Here is a 20762-nt window from a genome sequence, read left to right as displayed (position 1 = left end):
GCCATGCAGCGTCCTGGATGGCGGGAATCAGCGCTGTGCGAGAACCGGGAACCAGAGTGCGATCTCACGCTCGGCCGACTCGATCGAATCGGAACCGTGGACGAGATTCTGGCCTCCGTCGAGCGCGAGGTCAGCGCGTATGGTGCCGGGAACCGCCTTCAAGACAGGGTCGGTTCCGCCGGCGATCTGACGGAATGCGGCGATGGCTCGTGGCCCCTCGATGACCGCGGCCACGAGCGGGCCCGACGTGATGAACTCGAGCAGTCCCGGGTAGAACGGCTTGCCCTCGTGTTCGGCGTAGTGTGTCGCGGCGACATCGGTGGATGCGGTCCGCAACTCCATTGCCGCGATGGTCAGACCCTTGCGTTCGATACGGGCGAGGATCTCGCCGACGTAGCCGCGTGCTACGCCGTCGGGCTTGATCAATACCAGGGTGCGCTCAGTCACGGGAAGTAGCGTAGACGGTCAGTCTCGTTGCCCGGGAAGCAGACCCCGCTCGATCCGGCGGGTGATGTCCTTCCGCAAGTACAGGATGTACAGCCACACCGCACCGAACAACAACCCGATGACACCGAGTGCTGTGTCCACGAAGAAGCCAAGGATCGTGAAGACCTGCAGTGTCAGGTTGAACTTCATCGCCCACGGACGGCCCTGAACGCCGGCACCGAGAATCATCAGGAGTGCGAGCAAACAGATGTAGATGCCGGAGAACCACGTCAGGCCCCTCGAGTTGACGACGGCCACCACTGGAAGCGCCAGCAGCACGACGATCGCTTCGAGGACGAGTGTCCCCGACAGCACGCCGCGGAAGCCCTTCCAGGGATCGTTCGCCGGAGGGCGGAATTCGGGCTCGGAGTTGCCAGGGGTCTCGCTCACACGGGGTCCTTTCCGAATAGGGATCGGGCAACGCCCGCAGTCACGACCGAACCGGTCACTACCACGCCCGCACCCGAGACTGCTTCACCGGGCTCGGCAACTTCCTCCGCCAGCCCGATCGCGGTCTCGAGAGCGTCGGCCAGCGTGGGCGCCACGACGACCCGCTCGTCGCCGTACCTGGCCACGGCGCGACTGGCCAGGTCCTCGACGTCCATCGCCCGCGGGGAGCCGTTGTGGGTGACAACGAGCTCGTCGAAGACTGGTTCGAGGGCGTCGAGGATCCCGTCGATGTCCTTGTCGTGCATGACGCTGACGACACCGACGAGCTTGCGGAAGTCGAACTCCGTGGAGAGTGCGGCGGCGAGCGCCTTGGCCCCTTGGGGGTTGTGCGCAGCGTCGAGGAACACCGTCGGCGCGCTGCGGACGCGCTCGAGTCGACCCGGGTTGATCACTGACGCGAAGCCAGCGCGAATAGCGTCGGCGTCGAGCTGACGATCCTGACCGGCGCCGAAGAACGCCTCCACCGCAGCCAGCGCGAGGGAGGCGTTGCGGGCCTGATGCTCGCCGTGCAGCGGCAGGAAGATGTCGTGGTACACACCGCCGAGACCCTGCAGTTCGAGCTGCTGGCCACCGACCGCGATCTGCCGACGCAGCACCTTGAACTCGGATCCTTCACGGGCGACGGCCGCGTCGACCTCGACCGCGCGCCGGAGCAGCACGTCCATCGCCTCGGGAGCCTGCTCCGCAAGGATCGCGACGGTGTCGGTCGAGACAATGCCGTCGTCGCGGCCGGTCTTGATGATCCCAGCCTTCTCCCCCGCGATCGACGCGAGGTCGGGACCGAGATAGTCGACGTGGTCGAGGCCGATCGGGGTAATCACCGCGACCTGCGCGTCGATGACGTTGGTGGCGTCCCACTTGCCGCCGAGACCGGTCTCCACGACGGCGACATCGACGGGCGCCTCGGCGAACGCGGCGTACGCCATCGCGGTGGTGACCTCGAACTTGCTCATCACCGGACCGCCGGCAGCCTCGGACTGCTGGTCGATCATCTTGATGTACGGTTCGATCTCTCGATAGGTGTCGATGTAGGTGCGCACCGGAATCGGCGCCCCGTCGATGCTGATCCGCTCGGTCGCCAACTGCAGGTGCGGACTGGTGGTCCGTCCGGTCCGGCGATGCAGGTGGGTGAGCAGCGCATCGACCATCCGAGTAACCGACGTCTTGCCGTTGGTGCCGGCGACATGGATGGCCGGATAGTTCCGCTGCGGTGAACCGAGCAGATCCATCAACGCGGAAATCCTCGTCAGCGACGGCTCGATCTTGTTCTCGGGCCAGCGCCTATCCAGTTCCGCCTCGACGAGCGCGAGTTCGGCCAGATCGACCGGGGAAGGTTCTCCCGGGCGTTCGGTGGTCACGCTCCGCCCAACTCCTTCAGACGGGAGGTCAGGCGGGCGATCTCCTCCTGGGCCACCTGCCGGCGGCCACGGATCTTCTCGACGACCGCTTCTGGCGCCTTGGCGAGGAACGCCTCGTTGGACAGCTTGGCGGCAGTGCCCGAAAGCTCCTTCTCGGCGACCGCGAGGTCCTTCTCGAGGCGCTTCTTCTCGGCCGTCAGGTCGACGGCGCCCGAGGTATCGAGTTCGACGGTCACGGTGGCCCTGCTCAGGCGCACCTCGACGGACGCTGTCGCCGCGAAGCCGTTCCCGGACTCGGTGAGCTTGGCGAGCGACGCGACGGACGTCAGCTGGGCCTCGATGTCTGCCTCCGCGGCACCGGAGAGGCGGGCAGCCACCTTCTGCGACGGCTTGAGGCCTTGGTCACTGCGGAAGCGACGGACCTCGGTCACGAGCCTCTGCATGTCCTCGATGCGCTGGGCCGCAACGGGATCGGCGGCAACGTCACTGGCATCCGGCCACTGTGCGACGACGACGGACTCGCCGCCGGTGAGCGCCTTCCACAGCGTCTCCGTGACGAACGGGATGACGGGGTGCAGCATCCGCAGAAGAGTGTCGAGAACGTTTCCGAGGACGGCACGGGTCGATGCTGCCTGCTCCTCCCCGCCGGCGAGCTGGACCTTCGTGAGCTCGAGGTACCAGTCGCACACCTCGTCCCACGCGAAGTGGTAGAGAGCCTCGCACGCCTTGGAGAACTCGAACTTCTCGAACGCCTCATCGACCTCGGCGCGGACCTGCTCGAGCCGGTCCAGGATCCAACGGTCGGCGTCGCTGAGCCGGTCCCGGGCAGGCAGATCGGCGACCACGGCACCGTTCATCAGCGCGAACTTGGTGGCGTTGAACAACTTGTTCGCAAAGTTACGGGACGACTGCGCGTGGTCCTCGCCGACTGCGAGATCGCTGCCCGGGTTGGCGCCACGGGCGAGCGTGAAGCGCAGGGCATCCGCACCGTAGTGATCCACCCAGTCGAGGGGGTCGATGCCGTTGCCGCGGGACTTCGACATCTTCTTGCCGAACTGGTCACGGACGAGGCCGTGCAGGAACAGGTCCTTGAACGGAACATTGCCCTGGAGATTGCGCTCGTCACTTCGCTCGCCGGCGGCGTAGGTACCGAACATCATCATCCGGGCCACCCAGAAGAACAGGATGTCGTAGCCGGTGACGAGGACGCTGGTCGGGTAGAACTTCTCGAGTTCGGGGGTCTTGTCGGGCCAGCCCATCGTGGAGAACGGCCACAGCGCCGACGAGAACCACGTGTCGAGCACGTCGGGGTCCTGCTCCCAACCCTCGGGTGCGGTCTCGTCCGGACCGACGCACTGGACCTCGCCGTTCGGGCCGTACCAGATCGGGATGCGGTGGCCCCACCAGAGTTGCCGCGAGATGCACCAGTCATACATGTTGTCGACCCAGCCGAACCAGCGCGGTTCCTGGCTTGCTGGATGGATGACGGTGTCGCCGTTGCGGACCGCGTCACCGGCGGCCTTGGCGAGCGCATCGACCTTGACCCACCACTGCATCGACAGACGCGGCTCGATCGTCTCCCCCGAGCGCTCGGAGTGGCCGACACTGTGCAGGTAGGGACGCTTCTCGGCGACGATGCGGCCCTGCCCGGCGAGTGCCTCCCGCACCTTCACGCGCGCCTCGAAGCGGTCCATGCCGTCGAACTGGGTTCCGGTCTCGGCGATCCGACCAGCCTTGTCCATGATCGTGGGCATCGGCAGGTTGTGCCGCAGGCCCATCTCGAAGTCGTTGGGATCGTGTGCGGGCGTGATCTTCACAGCGCCCGTGCCGAACTCGGGGTCGACGTAGTCGTCGGCGATGATCGGGATCTGGCGTCCGGTGAACGGGTGCTCGAGTGTGGTGCCGACGAGATGCTTGTAACGCTCGTCGTCGGGGTGGACCGCGACCGCTGTGTCGCCGAGCATCGTCTCGACACGGGTGGTGGCGACGATCACGTGCGGCTCGCCGTCGTCCAGCGAGCCGTAGCGCAGCGAGACAAGTTCGCCCTCCACCTCCTCGAACTTGACCTCGATGTCGGAGATCGCGGTCTGCAGCACCGGCGACCAGTTGACCAGACGCTCGGCCCGATAGATCAGGCCCTGGTCGTAGAGACTCTTGAAGATCGTCTGGACGGCACGCGAGAGACCCTCGTCCATCGTGAAGCGGTCACGGCTCCAATCCACACCGTCGCCGATGCGGCGCATCTGCCCCTGGATCGTGCCTCCGGACTGGCGCTTCCACTCCCAGACCTTCTCGACGAAGGCCTCGCGGCCGAAGTCTTCCTTGGTCACGCCGTCGGCAGCGAGTTGCTTCTCGACGATCGTCTGCGTCGCGATGCCGGCGTGGTCCATGCCCGGCAGCCACAACACCTCGTAGCCCTGCATGCGCCTGCGTCGCGTCAGGGCATCCATCAGGGTGTGGTCGAGGGCATGGCCCATGTGCAGCGAGCCGGTGACGTTCGGCGGCGGCAGCACTATCGAGTAGCCGGGCTTCTCGCTCGACGGATCGGCGGTGAAGTAACCGGCGTCCACCCAGCCCTGGTACAACTCGGCCTCTACCGCGCTGGGATCCCAGCTCTTGGGAAGGGCATCTGCGGCATTCTGGGGAGTCTCTGGCGCACTGGTCACCCCCCAATCGTAATCAGTGGCGGCGAATCGCCCGGATCCGGCTCGGGGCGGTGGCCATACCCGCGACGGGAGCTGAGGCCGTGCTCGGCGAGGAAGGACTGCACGACGACCACCCGGGAACCGTCAACGCGGATTTCGCCACATCTTCCACAGTGTCGGGCCGCCGTCGGGCAGCGCGATCTCCCCGGTGACCTCGAAACCGAACCGCTCGTAGTAAGGGATGTTCTCCTTCTTACTGGATTCGAGGTAGGCCGGAGAACCTTCGGCGTCGCACCGGGCCAACCGCGAGTTCAGCAACGCCTTCCCGTGACCCCGACCGCGACCGGCGGCGGTCGTACCGATCGCCGCCAGATACCAGTGCGGCTCGGTGGGATGCGCCGATTCGAGGGCGTGCACAGCCCCGGCGCCGGCCCGAAGGTGTCGGCCCAGTGCGCGTGCAACCGCCGGAAAACCGAGAAGGGAGTTCAGCGTCGACTGCTTCCACCGCCCCGGTGGATCCCAGAGCGCTCCCCCGACGATGACGCCCTCAGGCGTCTCGGCCAGTTCGGCTCCACCTCCGGCAAGGTGGTGGTAGCGGATCTCGGCACCGAACAGCCTGGCAAGGCCCACCGGGCGCTTGGCGGCGTCGGGCAGCATCCAGGATGACACCGGATCGTCATCGAACGCTTCCGCCAGTGCGCGAGATACGGCGGGGATGTCCGATCGGGTCACAGGTCGCACGACGACTCCCATGTCGCCAGAATACCGGCCGCTCAGTCCATCAGTGGTGCGATGCGCCCAGGGATGTTGTCAAGCGCGTGCGGCAGACTCAGCACCGTGCTCCAGGCCATGGCCTGGGCAGCCTCGTCGTCGAGAATGATGGCCCGACCGTCCTTGACGACGTCGAGAGTCTGATACAACGGCGTCCTGTCGAGTTCGGTCCTCAGCTGGTCGCCGAAACCTTCACTCGCGTACCACACCAGTAGGTCGACGTCGGCGAGCGAGAGCTGTTCTGCGCTGATCTCGGCGAAGTTTGTGGACCGGAGTTGTTCGGCGACAGGGGGATTGACGAACCCAAGCTCCGTGAAGAATCGAACCTTGGGATCGTCCGGTCCGTACACACCGAACTGGCCGGGGCCCTTGAGCGCGCCGACGAGGACGGTCTTGCCCGCGAACATGGGATGCGCATCGGCGGTGTCGGCGAACTGGTTCTGCACGCCCGCCACCAACTCTGCAGCCCGTTCCTGCTCGCCGAGCGCCTCCCCGAGGATCCGTGTCTGGTCCTGCCAGGACACGCCGTAGTCCGCGACACCGGCCGGTTGAGCGATGGTCGGTGCCAGGGCCGAGAGCATGTTGTACTGCCCCTGAGTCAGCCCCGAGTACGTCCCGACGATCAGGTCCGGCGCCGCTGCGGCCACCTTCTCGATATCGATTCCGGTGCCTGCGCTCCCGACGATCGCCGGCTCACCATCGCCGAGCAAGTCCTGAGCCCATGGCCACACCGCGCTCGGATAGTCGCCGTACCAGTCGAACACGCCGACCGGGACCGCACCCAGCGCAAGCAACGCGTCCTGGTCGTTGTAGCCGACACTGACGATCCGCTGAGGGTTCACGGGAACCGTTGTCTCGCCGTACTTGTGGGCGATCGTGGCGCCGCCTGCGACCGCACCGCCGTCACCGGTGCCGCCGCCACACGCCACAGCGAATGCGAGCACCGCGACTGCGCTTCCGATCAGAAACCCGCGGCGCGATAGTTCGCCGGCTCGCGTCTGGAGATCACCCATGAGGACCCTTCGTGTCGTGGCGGCACCCCACCGGAGAAGGTAAGGCTAGCCGATCTTAGCGTCACCCTCAGTGGGTCGAATCGTGCGTCTTCGACAGATCAGGGCCAGTATGGGCTTATGACGCGTAAGGGCCCCAGGGACGACATCAACGAGAACGAGCTCGTCGTCAGCCACCCCAAAGACTCTGCAGCCGGCATTCCGGCTGTACTGGTGTCGCTGGACCGCGCGATCGAGCAGATGGGGGTCGCCCGCACCGCCCGCACACTCATCCGACTCAACCAGCCACACGGTTTCGACTGCCCGGGCTGCGCGTGGCCCGAGACGCCCGGCCACCACAAGCCTGCAGAGTTCTGCGAGAACGGCGCCAAGGCCGTAGCCGAGGAAGCCACGCTACGGACTGTGACCCCGGCGTTCTTCGCGGCGCACCCGGTCTCGGAATTGGCTGGACACACCGACTACTGGATGGGTCAACAGGGCCGACTTACGCACCCGATGGTGCTTCGACCCGGCAGCGACCGCTACGAGCCGATCGGGTGGGACGCCGCATACCGGCTGATCGCCACCCACCTCCGCGAACTCGACAGCCCTGACGAAGCGGTTTTCTATACCTCCGGGCGGACCAGCAACGAAGCAGCGTTCTTGTACCAGTTGATGATTCGCAGCTTCGGCACGAACAACATGCCGGACTGCTCCAACATGTGCCACGAATCCTCCGGCAGCGCGTTGACCGAGGCCATCGGCATCGGCAAGGGATCTGTCTCCGTGACCGATATCGAGCAGGCCGACCTGATCCTGATCGCCGGCCAGAACCCGGGAACCAACCACCCCCGGATGCTCTTGACACTCGAGAAGGCCAAAGCGAACGGCGCGCGGATCATCGCGATCAACCCGCTGCCCGAGGCAGGCCTGCGCCGCTTCAAGGACCCGCAGAAAGTGGGCCGGGTGCTCGGCCGCGGCGTCGACATCGCTGACGAGTTCCTCCAGATTCGCCTCGGCGGCGACATGGCGCTGTTCCAGGGTCTGGGCCGACTGCTGCTCGAGGCCGAGGACCGCGCGCCCGGCACCGTCGTCGACCGCGCGTTCGTCGACACTTACTGCGCCGACTTCGACGAGTACGCAGCGCACGTACGCGCGGTCGATCTCGACACCGTCGTGCAGGCCACCGGGCTGTCGATGAGACAACTCGAGGACACCGCCCGCGCGCTGATCGACTCCGAACGCACCGTGACCTGCTGGGCGATGGGCCTGACCCAGCAGACGCACGCCGTCGCGACCATCCAGGAGGCCACCAACCTGCTGCTGCTGCGCGGCATGATCGGCAAGCCGGGGGCGGGCGTCTGCCCCGTCCGCGGCCACTCGAACGTCCAGGGCGACCGGACGATGGGTATCTGGGAGAAGATGCCCGAGGAGTTTCTCGCCGCGCTCGACGCCGAATTCTCCATCGAGAGTCCGCGTCGGCACGGATGGGACACCGTCGACGCGATCCGAGCCATGCGCGACGGGCACGCCCGGGTGTTCATGGCGATGGGCGGAAACTTCGTATCTGCCACTCCCGACACCGCCGCCACCGAGCAGGCGCTGCGCAATTGCGAACTGACGGTTCAGGTCTCGACGAAGCTCAATCGCAGCCACGTCGTTCACGGTCGCACCGCACTGATCCTGCCGACGCTCGGACGGTCCGATCTCGACGTCCAGTCGACCGGCAAGCAGTCGGTGTCGGTGGAGGATTCGATGTCGATGGTGCACCTGTCGCGGGGCCGGCTGAAGCCCCTCAGCGACCACCTGCGCAGCGAGGTCGCGATCATTTGCCAGCTCGCGCGGGAACTGCTCGGCCCCGACCATCCCGTGCCGTGGACGCAGTTCGAGGGCGACTACGACCTGATCCGGGACTCGATCTCGCGCGTCGTCCCGGGGTTCGAGGACTACAACACACGCGTCCGGCAGCGCGACGGCTTCCTACTGCCGCATCCGCCGCGTGACTCCCGCGAGTTCCTCACCCACACCGGCAAGGCCAACTTCGCGGTGAACCCGCTCGAATGGGTGCCGACCCCACCCGGCCGCCTGATCCTGCAGACACTGCGCAGCCACGACCAGTACAACACCACTATCTACGGGCTCGACGATCGCTACCGTGGCGTCAAGAACGGCCGCAAGGTGGTATTCGTCAACGCCGACGACATCGCCGAACTCGGCCTGCGCGACGGCCAGATAGTGGACGTCGTGTCCGAATGGACGCCCGGCAACGACACCGACACGGTGGAGGAGCGCCGGATCCACGACTTCCGGATCGTCGAGTACAACACGCCGCGCGGCAACGCGGCCGCGTACTATCCCGAGACCAATCCGCTCGTACCACTCGATCACGTTGCCGCCAAATCGAACACACCGGTGTCGAAGGCGATCGTCGTGCGGCTCGAACCGAACGGGAGCAGATAGATGGGCCGGGTCACCGCCCGCCGCCCCGTTCTGCGGATCACCGCAGACGGCACTCGGCGACGGCCGGACACCCTGGCCGTCGAAGAGCCGCTCGAGATCCGCCTCGGCGGGCACCCTCTCACGGTCACGATGCGCACCCCCGGCAACGACGTGGACCTGGTCCACGGGTTCTTGTTGGCAGAGGGGATCATCGAGTCCGCCCGGGACGTCAGCATCGTGCGCTACTGCGACGGCGTCGGAGAGGACGGCGCCAACACCTACAACGTGCTCGACGTCGAACTCGCTTCCGGAGTGCCGGATCCGGGGAACCGGGGGCGACGCGAGTTCCTGACGACCTCCGCGTGTGGCGTGTGCGGCAAGGCGTCACTCGACGAGGTCGCGGTCCGCAGCAGGTTCTCCTTGTCCGACAGCTCGCTCGAGGCCACAGCGACGGCGCTTTCGTCGATGCCGTCCACCTTGCGACGCAGTCAGCGGGTGTTCGCCGCAACGGGCGGGCTTCACGCGGCCGGACTGTTCACTGCCGACGGCGCCCTACTGGCAGTTCGCGAGGACGTCGGTCGGCACAACGCGGTCGACAAGGTCCTGGGCTGGGCTCTCACCGAGAACCGGATCCCGCTTACCGACGCGATCCTCATCGTCAGCGGCCGCGCCTCGTTCGAACTGGCCCAGAAGGCGACCGTGGCCGGGGTTCCTCTCCTCGGTGCTGTGTCCGCACCGTCGTCGCTCGCCGTCGACCTCGCGCGCGATCGCGAGATGACGCTCATAGGCTTTCTGCGCGGCGAGACCATGAACGTCTATGCGGGCGAGCACCGCATCAAGATCTGAGCCGGGGCACGTCCAGTACCCTTGTCCGTCGTGGACTCCCCGAACACGGTGCTGGGCAAGGTGGTCACCGTCCTCGACGCCTTCACCGCGGAGGACCACTGGGTGAGCTTCAGCGAGCTCGTGCGTCGTACGGGGCTGAACAAGACCACACTGCACCGACTGCTCGCGGAACTGGTCGGGACCCGACTGATCGACCGGTCCGGCGCCGGGTACCGCTTGGGTCGGCACCTGTTCGAGTTGGGGATGCGCGCTTCGGTGGAACGCGGCCTGATCGAGGTGGCGACCCCGTTCCTGGAGGACCTCCGTGAGCGCACACGTGAAACCGTGCACCTCGGCGTGCTCGAGGGCGAAGAGGTCGTGTACGTCGCCAAGATCGGTGGCCATTCGCAGGCCGAGTCACCCTCGCGTGTCGGCGGGCGAATGCCGTTGTACTGCACCGCAATCGGCAAGGCCATGCTCGCTCACTCCCCGAGCGAACTGAAGGCGCGCACACTCGCCGGCCCGCTCCCGCGCCGCACGCCTCGGACCATCACCGTTCCCGGCCGCCTGGCCCGACAACTCGACACCATCGCTGAGACGGGTGTGGCCTTCGAGTACGAGGAGTCGGCCGTCGGGATCGTGTGCGTCGCGGCGGCGATCCTCGACGCCGACGATCGTCCGGTTGCCGGGGTGAGCGTGACCGGCCCGGCCACGCGCCTGCGACCCGACGCCCACACCAACCAGGTCCGCGCGGCCGCCGCGGGAATCGCCGCGACCCTCGTGCGCCGCGAAAAGCTGCGCAACGACTGACCTCACCAGGAGAGTTTCGTTCAGCGAAACTGATTGCTCGCGGCGAACGGGTGACATCCCGCACAGTCCTTCCAGGAACAATCCAGCCAGGGACACCGACAAGGACACCCATGCCTCCACTCGAACCGACAATCTCCGCCGAGGCGATCACCCGGGCCGCCGAACGCCTCGCGGGGGCCGCGAAGACCGGCATCCCGTGCCCCCCGGTGCGGGACCTGATCGGCCCGTCCGACATCGGCGTGGCTTACCAGGTGCAGCAGAAACTGACCGACTGGCGCGTGGCTGACGGTGCCACCATCGTCGGACGCAAGACCGGCCTGACCTCCGAGGCGGTCCAGAACCAGCTAGGCGTCAACCAGCCCGACTTCGGTGTGCTGTTCGCCGATATGGACGTCACCGATCTGCCCGAGGTCCCCAGCGAGCGCATGCTGCAGCCCAAGGCCGAGGCCGAGGTCGCGTTCCGCCTGGGCGCCGATCTGACCGAGGGTGACCTCGACATGGATCAGATCCGTGCAGCGGTGTCCGGTGCCGTAGCCGCACTCGAACTGGTCGACAGCCGGGTAGCCAACTGGGAGATCGGTATCACCGATACCGTCGCGGACAACGCCTCCTCGGGCCTGTACGTGCTCGGCGACAACTGGCTCACCCTCGACGAGGTCGAACCGAAGGATGTCGTGATGCGCATGTACGCGGACGGCGAACTGGTCTCCGAGGGCAACGGCGAAGCATGCCTCGGTGACCCGCTCATCGCCCTGCAGTGGCTCGCGCGCACTGCCCTCGAGTACGGCCAACCGCTGCGCGCCGGCCAGATCGTGCTCTCCGGCGCCCTGGGCCCGATGGTCTCCGCGACGCCCGGCATGGCCATCCGCGCCGAGCTGTCCACCCTCGGCACCGTGACTGCCGCTTTCTCCCGGAAGGAATCGTGACGAACGTGACGAACAACGCTGAGCCGAAGAAGATTCGGGTCGCCATCATCGGATCGGGCAACATCGGCACCGACCTGATGATCAAGGTGCTCAACAAGTCCGACGTACTCGAGATGGGCGCCATGGTCGGTATCGACCCCAACTCCGACGGCCTCGCCCGCGCGGAGCGTCTGGGCGTGCCCACCACCGCCAAGGGTGTCGACGGCCTCATCGCCATGGACGGCTTCGGCGATATCGACATCGTCATGGATGCGACGTCTGCCAAAGCTCACGTCGCCAACGCCGAGAAGCTCGCGCCGTTCGGCAAGAAGCTCGTCGACCTCACTCCGGCCGCGATCGGCCCGTTCGTGGTGCCGCCGGTCAACCTCGACGAGCATCTCGACGACGACCTCGACAACCTCAACATGGTGACCTGTGGCGGCCAGGCCACCATTCCGATGGTCGCGGCCATCGCCGCGGTCACCGCGGTCCCCTATGCCGAGATCGTCGCCTCGATCTCCTCGAAGTCCGCCGGCCCCGGTACCCGCGCCAACATCGACGAGTTCACCGAGACCACCTCGAACGCCATCGAACACGTCGGCGGCGCCGGGCGCGGCAAGGCGATCATCATCCTGAACCCTGCGGAGCCGCCCATGCTCATGCGCGACACCGTCCTGGCGCTGGTCGGCGACGCCGACCAGGAGGCGATCCGCACCTCGGTCAAGGAGATGACCGCACGCGTCGCCGAGTACGTGCCCGGCTACCGCCTCAAGCAGGAGGTGCAGTTCACGCCGATCGCACCGGACGAGCCGGTTCACACCCTGCTGCCCGAGGGCGTAGACCCGGTCACCACCAAGGTCACCGTGTTCCTCGAGGTCGAGGGCGCTGCGGACTACCTGCCCGCATACGCCGGCAACCTCGACATCATGACCGCGGCTGCCCAGCGCACCGCCGAGTCCATTGCGCGTCGTCTCATCGCCGCGCGCAGCACCGACAACACCCCCGCGGAGGTCTGAGCGTGTCCACCAAGCTCTACATTCAGGACGTCACCCTGCGCGACGGCATGCACGCCGTCCGGCACCGGATGACCCCGGAGGACGTCGCCCGGATCTCCGGCGCCGTCGACGCCGCGGGTGTCGATGCGATCGAGGTCTCGCACGGTGACGGTCTCGCCGGCGGTTCGCTCAACTACGGCCCCGGCAGCAACACCGACTGGGAGTGGATCGAGGCGGCCGCTGATGCCATAAAGAACGCCAAGCTCACCACGCTGCTGCTGCCGGGTATCGGCACGATCGAGGAACTCGAACACGCCTACAAGCTGGGCGTGCGGTCGATCCGCATCGCCACCCACTGCACCGAGGCCGACGTGTCCGCCCAGCACATCGCCAAGGCGCGCGAACTGGGCATGGACGTCTCCGGCTTCCTCATGATGAGCCACATGGCCCCGGCCGAAGCGCTCGCCCAGCAGGCCAAGCTCATGGAATCGTATGGGGCACACTGTGTCTACGTCACCGACTCGGGCGGACGGCTGACGATGGATGGCGTCCGCGAACGCATCCGCGCCTACCGCGACGTCCTCGACGCCGACACCCAGATCGGCATCCACGCCCACGAGAACCTGTCGCTGTCGGTCGCGAACAGTGTCGTCGCCGTCGAGAACGGCGTCTACCGCGTCGATGCGTCGCTGGCCGGTCAGGGCGCCGGTGCCGGCAACTGTCCGATCGAGGCGTTCATCGCCGTCGCGAACCTGTACGGCTGGGAGCACGGCTGCGACGTGTTCGCGCTCCAGGATGCCGCCGACGATATCGTCCGGCCATTGCAGGACCGACCCGTGCGGGTGGACCGCGAGACGCTCACCCTCGGCTATGCCGGTGTGTACTCGAGCTTCCTCCGCCACGCCGAGAAGGCGGCGCGCGACTACGGTCTCGACGCCCGCGCGATCCTGCTCGAGGTCGGCAAGAGGGCACTCGTCGGCGGCCAGGAGGACATGATCGTCGACATCGCGCTCGACCTGCTGAACAGTGCCCCTGAAACGAAGGCCCCCGAAACGAAGGCCCCTGAACCGAAGGCCCCCGAGACGGCAGCCGCCTCCGCCTGAGCCACTGACGGGGCGGGCCCATTCGTTCGCGGACGGGCCCGCCCTCAGTCCATCCGAGTCAGTCCATCCGAGTCGGCGGTTCGTTCGCGTCGGGCCGGACCCGTGCCCGCTCAGGTGAGCATCTGGTAGACGAACAGAGCGGACACGCTGAGAATCGCGCAGAACCCGAGAACGCCGAGTACGTTTTGCCACGGCTTGTTGCGCAGGGGCCCCATGAGGGCCGTGTTGTTGCTCATCACAAACAACAGGAACCCCAGAAGCGGAGCGACGAGCACGGTCAGTGCCTGGGCGCCGATGATGAGCTGGATCGGGTTGGCCTGAACGACGAGGGTGACGACCAGCCCGACGGTGAGGATCGCCCCGCTCGCAAATTTGGCGGTGGTGCTCGACGAAGTCGGGCCCTTGCCGAGTGCGTCAGAGAAGATGATGCCGCCACCGGTGGCGTTCGCGACCATCGAAGAGAACGCCGCGCCGGTGAGTCCGATGGCGAAGATCGTCGATCCGACGGGTCCCGCGAGGGGTTCGAAGATCTTTGCGAGGGCGGCGAACGTGGTCGCCTCGATGCCCTCACGACCGAGGACCGCGGCGGAGACGATCATCACCAGCGACGACATCACCGTCGGTGCGACGATCCCCGGGATGGTGCCGACGACGGTCGCCTCGCGGTACTGAGCCTCGGTGCGGTTGCGTTCGTGGGTTGTGTAGGAGGCGAAGAATGCCGCGTTCAGGGAGAAGTTGGTGCCGACGATGGCGACGACCAGTAGCTGCGCACCGGGCGGAATGCTGGGAATCATGCTGTTCACCGCCTCGTACCAGTCCGGCTTGGCGATGACCGCACTGATGACGAAGGTGGCCGCCATGATCGCGATGGCCGCCACCACGATTCGCTCGACCACGCGGTAGACGTTGCGGAACAGCAAGATCATTCCGACGGCAACGGTGCACACCACGCTCCAGACCAGCGGGGATCCACCGAACACCAACGACAATCCCAGCCCGGAACCGACCGCATTGCCGACCGAGAAACACAGGGTGATACAGAAGACACCGACACCGGCGGCAACGCCGGCACCACGGCCGAGTACCTCTTTGACAGAGCTGATGAGCGAGACGGGTGTGCGAATGCCAAGGCGGACACTCATGTCCGCATAGGTGAGCGAGAAGATCGCCGAGCACGCGAGGACCCACACCAGCGCGTAGCCGTATTCACTACCGGCCTGAATCGAGGTCGCGAGGGCGCCAGGTCCGAACTGCCAGGCCCCGACGATGAATGCGGGCCCGGCCATCGCCAGCATCCGGACCCAGCCACGCCGTGCGCTGGGCCGGCGAACGCGCAGCTCAGGATCTCGGGCGATCACTGCTCTGCCGGCGGGTGCACCGCCTGAGGTTCGAGCTTGTTTTGCCATCTGTGAGCATTCCCTCCATTATTCGAACCTCAGGCGGAGATTGGCCAGACCAGGAGTGCAGATCGGCGGGCAATCTTCCGCTGATGGCGCGAAGTGTGGCGCGTGGCGACTGCTACACGTAGGCCACGACCGCATGCAGGCCCGCAGATTCGAGGGCCTTGGCGATCTCGAGCCCTGCTCCTTCAGCCAGAGGAAGAAGCGGCGACCGAACGGTGGCGTGTTCGAGGATGCCCCGGGCGACCAGTCCTTCCTTGAGCGCGACGGTGCCCTCCATGTGCGAGCCGCGGTGGTAGACGGTGCGGGTCACCGGCAACAAGCGGTCATGGATGGCCCGAGCAGCGGTGTAGTCCTTCGCCTTTCCGGCGGCGATGAGTTCGATCAGCGGCTCGGGCGCGAGTCCTCCGTATCCGACGAGGGCACCGTCGACGTCGAACATGGTGTGGAGCAGGTACTCGTCGTGGCAGGTGAGGATCTGCAGGTCTGGGTTCTCTGCGCGCAGGACCGGGATTTCAGTGTCCCAACGACGCATGTTGCGCACGCCGTTCTTGGTGGCGAACACTCCCGGCTGAGCAGCAATCTCGAGCTGGGTTTCGAGGTCGTAGGTCGCCTTGGTGACGTCGGGGTACTGGAACAGGATCAGCGGCAGGCCGGACTCCTCGTGGATCTGTCGGTAGCGATCCTGCGGGGCACCCTTCTGAAAGCCGAATCGTAGCCATCCGTGGGACGGGTAGACGAGGCCGGCCGCAGCTCCGGCGGTCACTGCCCCCTTGGCTTCTTCAGCTGCGACAGCGGTCCCCTCGCCCGTGATGCCGGCAATGATCGGGACACGGTCGTCGACTGCTTCCCGGAACGCCGAAATCACGGCCGCCCGCTCACCGGCAGTGAGAAAGGTGCCCTCACCGGCGTGGCCGAGAACGACAAGACCCTTTACTCCGTCCACGCCGGCCAGCCAAGTACCGAGTCGATTGATCGCTTCGAAGTCGAGGGACTCGTCCCGATTGAAAGGGGTGATAGGGGCGGGGACAAGTCCTCGGAGGTCGAGTGACATCACAATCTTCCTTCTCCGTCGTCGGTACAAAGCAGTCGATGCAAACGTTTCCGGTAACGTTTGCATCGTGCTTGTAGCCTGGTCCCTGTGTCAAGGGTCACGTGTTCGACCGTCGGAGATCATGAGTCGGAGCGGAAGTGCTTAGGCTTTCCGGCGGGCGATGTTCCAGCAGCGTGAGCAGACAGACAGGCGTGAGCAGACAGATAGGTAGGGATGGAGTGGAATCGAGGCGGAGCATGGAACCGAGGCAGAGCATGGAATCGAGGAGCGCTTCGCGGCCGAGGGCGGACAGGCACGCACCCGTCACACTGCGTGACGTCGCCACCGCAGCTGGCGTAAGCCCTTCGACGGTGAGCCGGATCCTCGACGACCGTGTCCCGCCCTCACGAACGGCTACTGCAGAGCGCGTTCGAGCCGTTGCCGCCTCCCTCGGCTACCGCCGCAATACATTCGCCTCCAACCTGCGCCGCGGTAGAACCGCCACGATCGGAGTTCTCGTACCCCGGTTGTCCGACACCGTCATGGCTCTCATGTTCGAAGCGATCGAACGGGCAGCGAACCGGATCGGCTACTTCACCGTGGTAGCGACGACTGGCGATGACCCCGCCGACACGCAGGAGGCGGCACAGACGCTTCTCGGGCGTAATGTCGACGGCTTGATCATCGCCTCGAGCCAGCGAAAGGACGACTTGCCGCGCCAACTGCGCGAGGAAGGCGTCCCACACGCCCTGGTCCTCCGCACCGACGGCATCAGCCCGTCTTCGCTCGGTGACGACGAGGCCGGCGGCTACCTCGCCACCCGGCACCTCATAGACCTCGGCCACACCGATATCGCCGTCCTGTCGGGACCACTGTTCACCTCGACTGCCGCCGGCCGCCTTACGGGGAGCATGAGGGCTCTGAACGAAGCAGGCATCGACATCGACCCGAGCTGGGTCATCGAATCGGGCTTCGGCATCGAAAGCGGGGCGGAAGCCGGCCGTCGTCTATTCGGATCATCCACGCGGCCCACCGCAATCTTCGCTGCCAACGACAACCTCGCGTTGGGGGTCATGGCTGCGGCACACCAACGATCCCTATCCGTCGGTGATGATTTCGCGCTGGTCGGGTACAACGACATCCCGCTGGCGCACCTACTCTCGGTCCCCCTGACCTCGGTACGCACACCCTTCGACCAGATCGCAGCGACCGCTCTTGATCTGATGCTCGCACCCGCGCCCGTCAGCGACCCGATCCGGCATACGCTTCCCACCCTCATCCCCCGCAGGTCGTCCGGTATGCCGGTGAACAGGGCCGGCGGCACTTGATCAGTTCACTGCTCGCGCTCAGCGGTCGGCGATGTGACATATGAGATTAGGATCCGGGGGCGCACTGCAGAATGGGGCCCGGCTACCGCGGGTTGACCGTCCTCCGGATAGTCATGGGCGTCGCGAGCCAGTTCTTCGATGGTTCTCGGCGCTGGCCCTACAACGATGGGGTCGGCTTCCCAATCATGATCATCTGGGATTCCAGCCGGCATAGTTGAGCCTGGCTCCCCTATCCCGTCCCCGTCGCAAGCACGAATGGCCTGCGGCTCGTCAGGCCGACTTGTCACGGCGCTCGCGTTCCGGTTTGCGAGGCACGATTGTCGGGAGCACGTTGTCGTTGACGGTCTCGGCGGAGACGACCACCTTCGCGACGTCGTCGCGGCTGGGGATGTCGTACATCACCGGCAGCAGGACTTCCTCCATGATGGCGCGCAGGCCACGAGCGCCGGTACCACGGTGGATGGCCTGGTCGGCGACCGCCTCGAGCGCGTCGACGGTGAACTCCAACTCGACGCCGTCCATCTCGAAAAGCCGGGTGTACTGCTTGACGAGCGCGTTCTTGGGCGTGGAGAGAATTTTGACGAGCGAGTCCTTGTCGAGGTTCGTCACAGACGCGACAACCGGGAGGCGGCCGATGAACTCGGGGATCAACCCGAACTTGATCAAATCCTCGGGCATGACCTCGGCGAAATGATCCTGTGTGTCGATCTCGGCTTTGGAGCGCACCTCGGCACCGAAACCGATGCCCCGCTTGCCGACCCTCTCGGAGACGATCTTCTCGAGGCCCGCAAAGGCGCCGGCGACGATGAACAGCACGTTCGTCGTATCGATCTGGATGAACTCCTGGTGCGGATGCTTGCGCCCACCCTGAGGGGGGACGCTTGCCTGGGTGCCTTCGAGGATCTTCAGAAGCGCCTGCTGCACACCTTCGCCAGAGACGTCACGGGTGATCGACGGGTTCTCGCTCTTGCGGGCGATCTTGTCGACCTCGTCGATGTAGATGATGCCGGTCTCGGCACGCTTGACGTCGTAGTCGGCCGCCTGAATCAGCTTCAACAGGATGTTCTCGACGTCCTCACCGACATAGCCGGCCTCGGTCAGCGCCGTCGCGTCGGCGATCGCGAACGGCACGTTGAGCATCTTCGCAAGCGTTTGCGCCAGGTAAGTCTTGCCGCAGCCGGTGGGGCCGAGCATCAGAATGTTCGACTTCGCCAACTCGACGGTCTCGCCCCGCGCGTCCCGGCTGCGGTCGCCGGCCTGGATCCGCTTGTAGTGGTTGTAGACGGCCACCGCCAGCGTCCGTTTCGCGGAGTCCTGCCCGATGACGTAGTTCTCCAGGAAGCTACGAATCTCCGCAGGCTTCGGAAGCTCGTCGAGCTTGACCTCACTCGACTCGGCCAGTTCTTCCTCGATTATCTCGTTGCACAGATCGATGCACTCATCGCAGATGTAGACCCCTGGTCCCGCAATGAGCTTCTTGACCTGCTTCTGGCTCTTACCGCAGAACGAGCACTTGAGCAGATCCCCGCCGTCACCGATGCGTGCCATCTCGTAAGGTCCCTACTTCCTTGTCTACGTGCCAACCCCGACACCCACTCCCGCAAGCCACCTGAGCGACTCCGCATCCCGGGTCAGGTTCGAGGGGTCATGGTGTGACCGTACCCGCAGATCGCGAACGAGGTCGACCAAAAGCCCGCTATTTCCCCAGTGCAAACTTTGTTACTTCGGACGAAACCTGCCCACGGGATGAGCGCGGAATACCCAAGCTTGACCGGTATTCACCCCGGCCCACCGCAACCAGAGAACTCGGCGTGTCGGCGGGCCGGGGATGCCGCATTTCACTTCTGGATGGAGAGCTTCCGGTACTCGAGCACATCGTCGATGATGCCGTACTCCTTGGCCTCCTCGGCGGTGAGGATCTTGTCACGATCGGTGTCCTTGCGGATTACGTCGGGATCCTTACCGGTGTGCTTCGACAGGGTCGTTTCCATGAGACGGCGCATCCGCTCGATTTCTGCCGCCTGGATCTCGAGGTCGGAGACCTGACCCTGGATGCCGCCGGTCGCCGGCTGATGGATCAGGACGCGAGCGTTCGGCAGCGCGAGACGCTTGCCCCGGGAGCCGGCCGCGAGCAGCACCGCAGCGGCGGAGGCCGCCTGGCCCAGGCACACGGTCGTGATGTCGGCACGGACGTACTGCATCGTGTCGTAGATCGCCATGAGCGACGTGAACGAGCCACCGGGCGAGTTGATGTACATCGTGATGTCGCGGTCTGGATCTAGCGACTCGAGCACCAGCAACTGGGCCATGATGTCGTTGGCCGACGCATCGTCGACCTGGGTGCCGAGGAAGATGATCCGCTCCTCGAACAACTTGTTGTACGGGTTGGACTCCTTGACGCCGTAACTGGAGTGCTCGATGAACGACGGCAGGATGTACCGGGACTGGGCGCCGGCCGGAGCCTGGCCGCCGAGACCATGGGCAGCTCCGCCGCCGAGGTTGCGGGCGGCACCGCCGTCGTGAGCACGAGGATCGAAAAGGTTGGTCATCGGTTCTCCAAGGGTGGTCTGTGCGGATGGGCGAGGGGCGGGCGCGGGCCTAGTTGCCGGTGCCACCCGCCTGCCGCGCGCGGGCGACGACGTGGTCGACGAAGCCGTACTCGAGCGCCTCCTTGGCGGTGAACCAACGATCCCGGTCCGAATCGGCGGTGATCTGCTCGACCGTCTGGCCGGTGTGCTCGGCGATGAGCTCGGCCATCTCGCGCTTGGTGTGCGCAAACTGCTCCGCCATGATCGCGATGTCGGACGCGGTGCCACCGATACCGGCGGACGGCTGGTGCATCATGATCCGCGCGTGCGGCAGTGCATATCGCTTGCCCTTTGTGCCGGCCGAGAGCAGGAACTGCCCCATCGAGGCGGCCAGACCCATCCCGAAGGTCGCGACGTCGCACTCGGCGAACTGCATGGTGTCGTAGATCGCCATTCCGGCCGTCACCGAACCGCCGGGCGAGTTGATGTAGAGGTTGATGTCCCGCGTCGGATCCTCCGCCGACAGCAGCAGGATCTGAGCGCACAGCTTGTTCGCGATGTCGTCGTCCACCTGGGTGCCGAGGAAGATGATGCGCTCGCGAAGCAGGCGTTCGTACACCGAGTCGCTGAGATTCAGACCTGAGGTGGCCGAAGTCATGGCGGGATTCTGGTAAGTCACGGTACCTGCCTTCTGGAT

At 65.8% G+C, this 20762-nt stretch carries 18 protein-coding genes; 7 read left to right on the top strand and 11 right to left on the bottom strand.

The genetic code is table 11. From position 1 onward, the window contains the following. Positions 1-27: 27 nt before the first annotated feature. The 6 genes from ndk to EGT50_RS02645 all read right to left on the bottom strand — a co-directional run bounded on the left by ndk (position 28) and on the right by EGT50_RS02645 (position 6723). Positions 28-447: a nucleoside-diphosphate kinase gene (ndk, locus tag EGT50_RS02670; RefSeq protein ID WP_127951027.1), complete on the bottom strand. Its 420-nt coding sequence runs from the start codon at positions 445-447 to the stop codon at positions 28-30. A gap of 18 nt (positions 448-465) precedes the next feature. After that, the gene (locus EGT50_RS02665; protein WP_127951026.1) at positions 466-876 is read right to left on the bottom strand and encodes a DUF4233 domain-containing protein; all 411 of its coding nucleotides are present in this window, start codon (positions 874-876) and stop codon (positions 466-468) included. Beyond that, positions 873-2294, bottom strand: a complete 1422-nt coding sequence (gene folC, locus EGT50_RS02660) for a bifunctional tetrahydrofolate synthase/dihydrofolate synthase (protein ID WP_127951025.1) — start codon at positions 2292-2294, stop codon at positions 873-875. The genes EGT50_RS02665 and folC overlap by 4 nt, the downstream gene beginning before the upstream one ends. Then, the gene (locus EGT50_RS02655) at positions 2291-4960 is read right to left on the bottom strand and encodes a valine--tRNA ligase (RefSeq protein WP_127951024.1); all 2670 of its coding nucleotides are present in this window, start codon (positions 4958-4960) and stop codon (positions 2291-2293) included. Before EGT50_RS02655 ends, folC begins: the two co-directional genes overlap by 4 nt. 123 nt (positions 4961-5083) lie before the next feature. Continuing rightward, positions 5084-5692: a GNAT family N-acetyltransferase gene (locus tag EGT50_RS02650; protein WP_127951023.1), complete on the bottom strand. Its 609-nt coding sequence runs from the start codon at positions 5690-5692 to the stop codon at positions 5084-5086. A gap of 20 nt (positions 5693-5712) precedes the next feature. After that, positions 5713-6723, bottom strand: a complete 1011-nt coding sequence (locus EGT50_RS02645; protein WP_127951022.1) for an iron-siderophore ABC transporter substrate-binding protein — start codon at positions 6721-6723, stop codon at positions 5713-5715. A 117-nt stretch (positions 6724-6840) separates the two neighbouring features. Between EGT50_RS02645 and EGT50_RS02640 the strand changes: the two genes are divergently transcribed. From EGT50_RS02640 to dmpG, 6 genes are all read left to right on the top strand, one after another. Beyond that, entirely contained in the window at positions 6841-9159 is a 2319-nt protein-coding gene (locus EGT50_RS02640; RefSeq protein WP_127951021.1) for an FdhF/YdeP family oxidoreductase, read from the top strand. Then, a complete protein-coding gene (gene fdhD, locus EGT50_RS02635) occupies positions 9160-9984 on the top strand; it encodes a formate dehydrogenase accessory sulfurtransferase FdhD (protein ID WP_127951020.1) in 825 nt (274 codons plus the stop codon). It abuts the gene before it with no gap. 30 nt (positions 9985-10014) lie between these two features. After that, the gene (locus tag EGT50_RS02630) at positions 10015-10773 is read left to right on the top strand and encodes an IclR family transcriptional regulator (protein ID WP_127951019.1); all 759 of its coding nucleotides are present in this window, start codon (positions 10015-10017) and stop codon (positions 10771-10773) included. 110 nt (positions 10774-10883) lie between these two features. Beyond that, positions 10884-11699: a 2-keto-4-pentenoate hydratase gene (locus EGT50_RS02625; RefSeq protein WP_127951018.1), complete on the top strand. Its 816-nt coding sequence runs from the start codon at positions 10884-10886 to the stop codon at positions 11697-11699. A 5-nt stretch (positions 11700-11704) separates the two neighbouring features. After that, positions 11705-12694, top strand: coding sequence for an acetaldehyde dehydrogenase (acetylating) (locus tag EGT50_RS02620; protein ID WP_127951364.1), 990 nt, complete (start codon positions 11705-11707; stop codon positions 12692-12694). Positions 12695-12696: 2 nt separating this feature from the next. Next, positions 12697-13776, top strand: coding sequence for a 4-hydroxy-2-oxovalerate aldolase (gene dmpG / locus EGT50_RS02615; protein ID WP_127951017.1), 1080 nt, complete (start codon positions 12697-12699; stop codon positions 13774-13776). Positions 13777-13886: 110 nt separating this feature from the next. Here the strand turns inward: dmpG and EGT50_RS02610 are convergent, their stop codons facing one another. Together EGT50_RS02610 and EGT50_RS02605 are read right to left on the bottom strand one after the other, a co-directional pair. Then, positions 13887-15062, bottom strand: coding sequence for an Nramp family divalent metal transporter (locus EGT50_RS02610; protein WP_127951016.1), 1176 nt, complete (start codon positions 15060-15062; stop codon positions 13887-13889). Positions 15063-15294: 232 nt separating this feature from the next. Beyond that, positions 15295-16233 carry a dihydrodipicolinate synthase family protein gene (locus tag EGT50_RS02605; RefSeq protein WP_127951015.1) on the bottom strand — a complete coding sequence of 313 codons (939 nt, stop codon included), beginning with the start codon at positions 16231-16233 and terminating at the stop codon, positions 15295-15297. Positions 16234-16484: 251 nt separating this feature from the next. Here EGT50_RS02605 and EGT50_RS02600 point away from each other — a divergent pair, with 251 nt between their 5' ends. Beyond that, positions 16485-17537, top strand: a complete 1053-nt coding sequence (locus EGT50_RS02600) for a LacI family DNA-binding transcriptional regulator (protein ID WP_127951014.1) — start codon at positions 16485-16487, stop codon at positions 17535-17537. 270 nt (positions 17538-17807) lie between these two features. Here the strand turns inward: EGT50_RS02600 and clpX are convergent, their stop codons facing one another. The 3 genes from clpX to EGT50_RS02585 all read right to left on the bottom strand — a co-directional run bounded on the left by clpX (position 17808) and on the right by EGT50_RS02585 (position 20744). Then, positions 17808-19085 (bottom strand): ATP-dependent Clp protease ATP-binding subunit ClpX, encoded by a 1278-nt coding sequence (gene clpX, locus EGT50_RS02595; protein ID WP_127946528.1) that lies wholly within the window; start codon positions 19083-19085, stop codon positions 17808-17810. A 290-nt stretch (positions 19086-19375) separates the two neighbouring features. Then, positions 19376-20086, bottom strand: a complete 711-nt coding sequence (locus EGT50_RS02590; protein WP_235870518.1) for an ATP-dependent Clp protease proteolytic subunit — start codon at positions 20084-20086, stop codon at positions 19376-19378. Positions 20087-20135: 49 nt separating this feature from the next. Next, entirely contained in the window at positions 20136-20744 is a 609-nt protein-coding gene (locus EGT50_RS02585) for an ATP-dependent Clp protease proteolytic subunit (protein ID WP_127946527.1), read from the bottom strand. Positions 20745-20762: the final 18 nt, after the last annotated feature.

It is taken from the genome of Rhodococcus xishaensis, from assembly GCF_004011825.1.
Lineage (GTDB): Bacteria > Actinomycetota > Actinomycetes > Mycobacteriales > Mycobacteriaceae > Prescottella > Prescottella xishaensis.
This window is presented reverse-complemented; position numbering and strand designations above follow the sequence as displayed.

Coding starts and splice junctions, on each gene's coding strand:
- EGT50_RS02650 (WP_127951023.1), bottom strand. CDS start 5,692: ATGGGAGTCGTCGTGCGACCTGTGACCCGATCGGACATCCCCGCCGTA.
- EGT50_RS02645 (WP_127951022.1), bottom strand. CDS start 6,723: ATGGGTGATCTCCAGACGCGAGCCGGCGAACTATCGCGCCGCGGGTTT.
- EGT50_RS02640 (WP_127951021.1), top strand. CDS start 6,841: ATGACGCGTAAGGGCCCCAGGGACGACATCAACGAGAACGAGCTCGTC.
- fdhD (WP_127951020.1), top strand. CDS start 9,160: ATGGGCCGGGTCACCGCCCGCCGCCCCGTTCTGCGGATCACCGCAGAC.
- EGT50_RS02625 (WP_127951018.1), top strand. CDS start 10,884: ATGCCTCCACTCGAACCGACAATCTCCGCCGAGGCGATCACCCGGGCC.
- EGT50_RS02610 (WP_127951016.1), bottom strand. CDS start 15,062: ATGGCCGGGCCCGCATTCATCGTCGGGGCCTGGCAGTTCGGACCTGGC.
- EGT50_RS02600 (WP_127951014.1), top strand. CDS start 16,485: ATGGAATCGAGGAGCGCTTCGCGGCCGAGGGCGGACAGGCACGCACCC.
- clpX (WP_127946528.1), bottom strand. CDS start 19,085: ATGGCACGCATCGGTGACGGCGGGGATCTGCTCAAGTGCTCGTTCTGC.
- EGT50_RS02590 (WP_235870518.1), bottom strand. CDS start 20,086: ATGACCAACCTTTTCGATCCTCGTGCTCACGACGGCGGTGCCGCCCGC.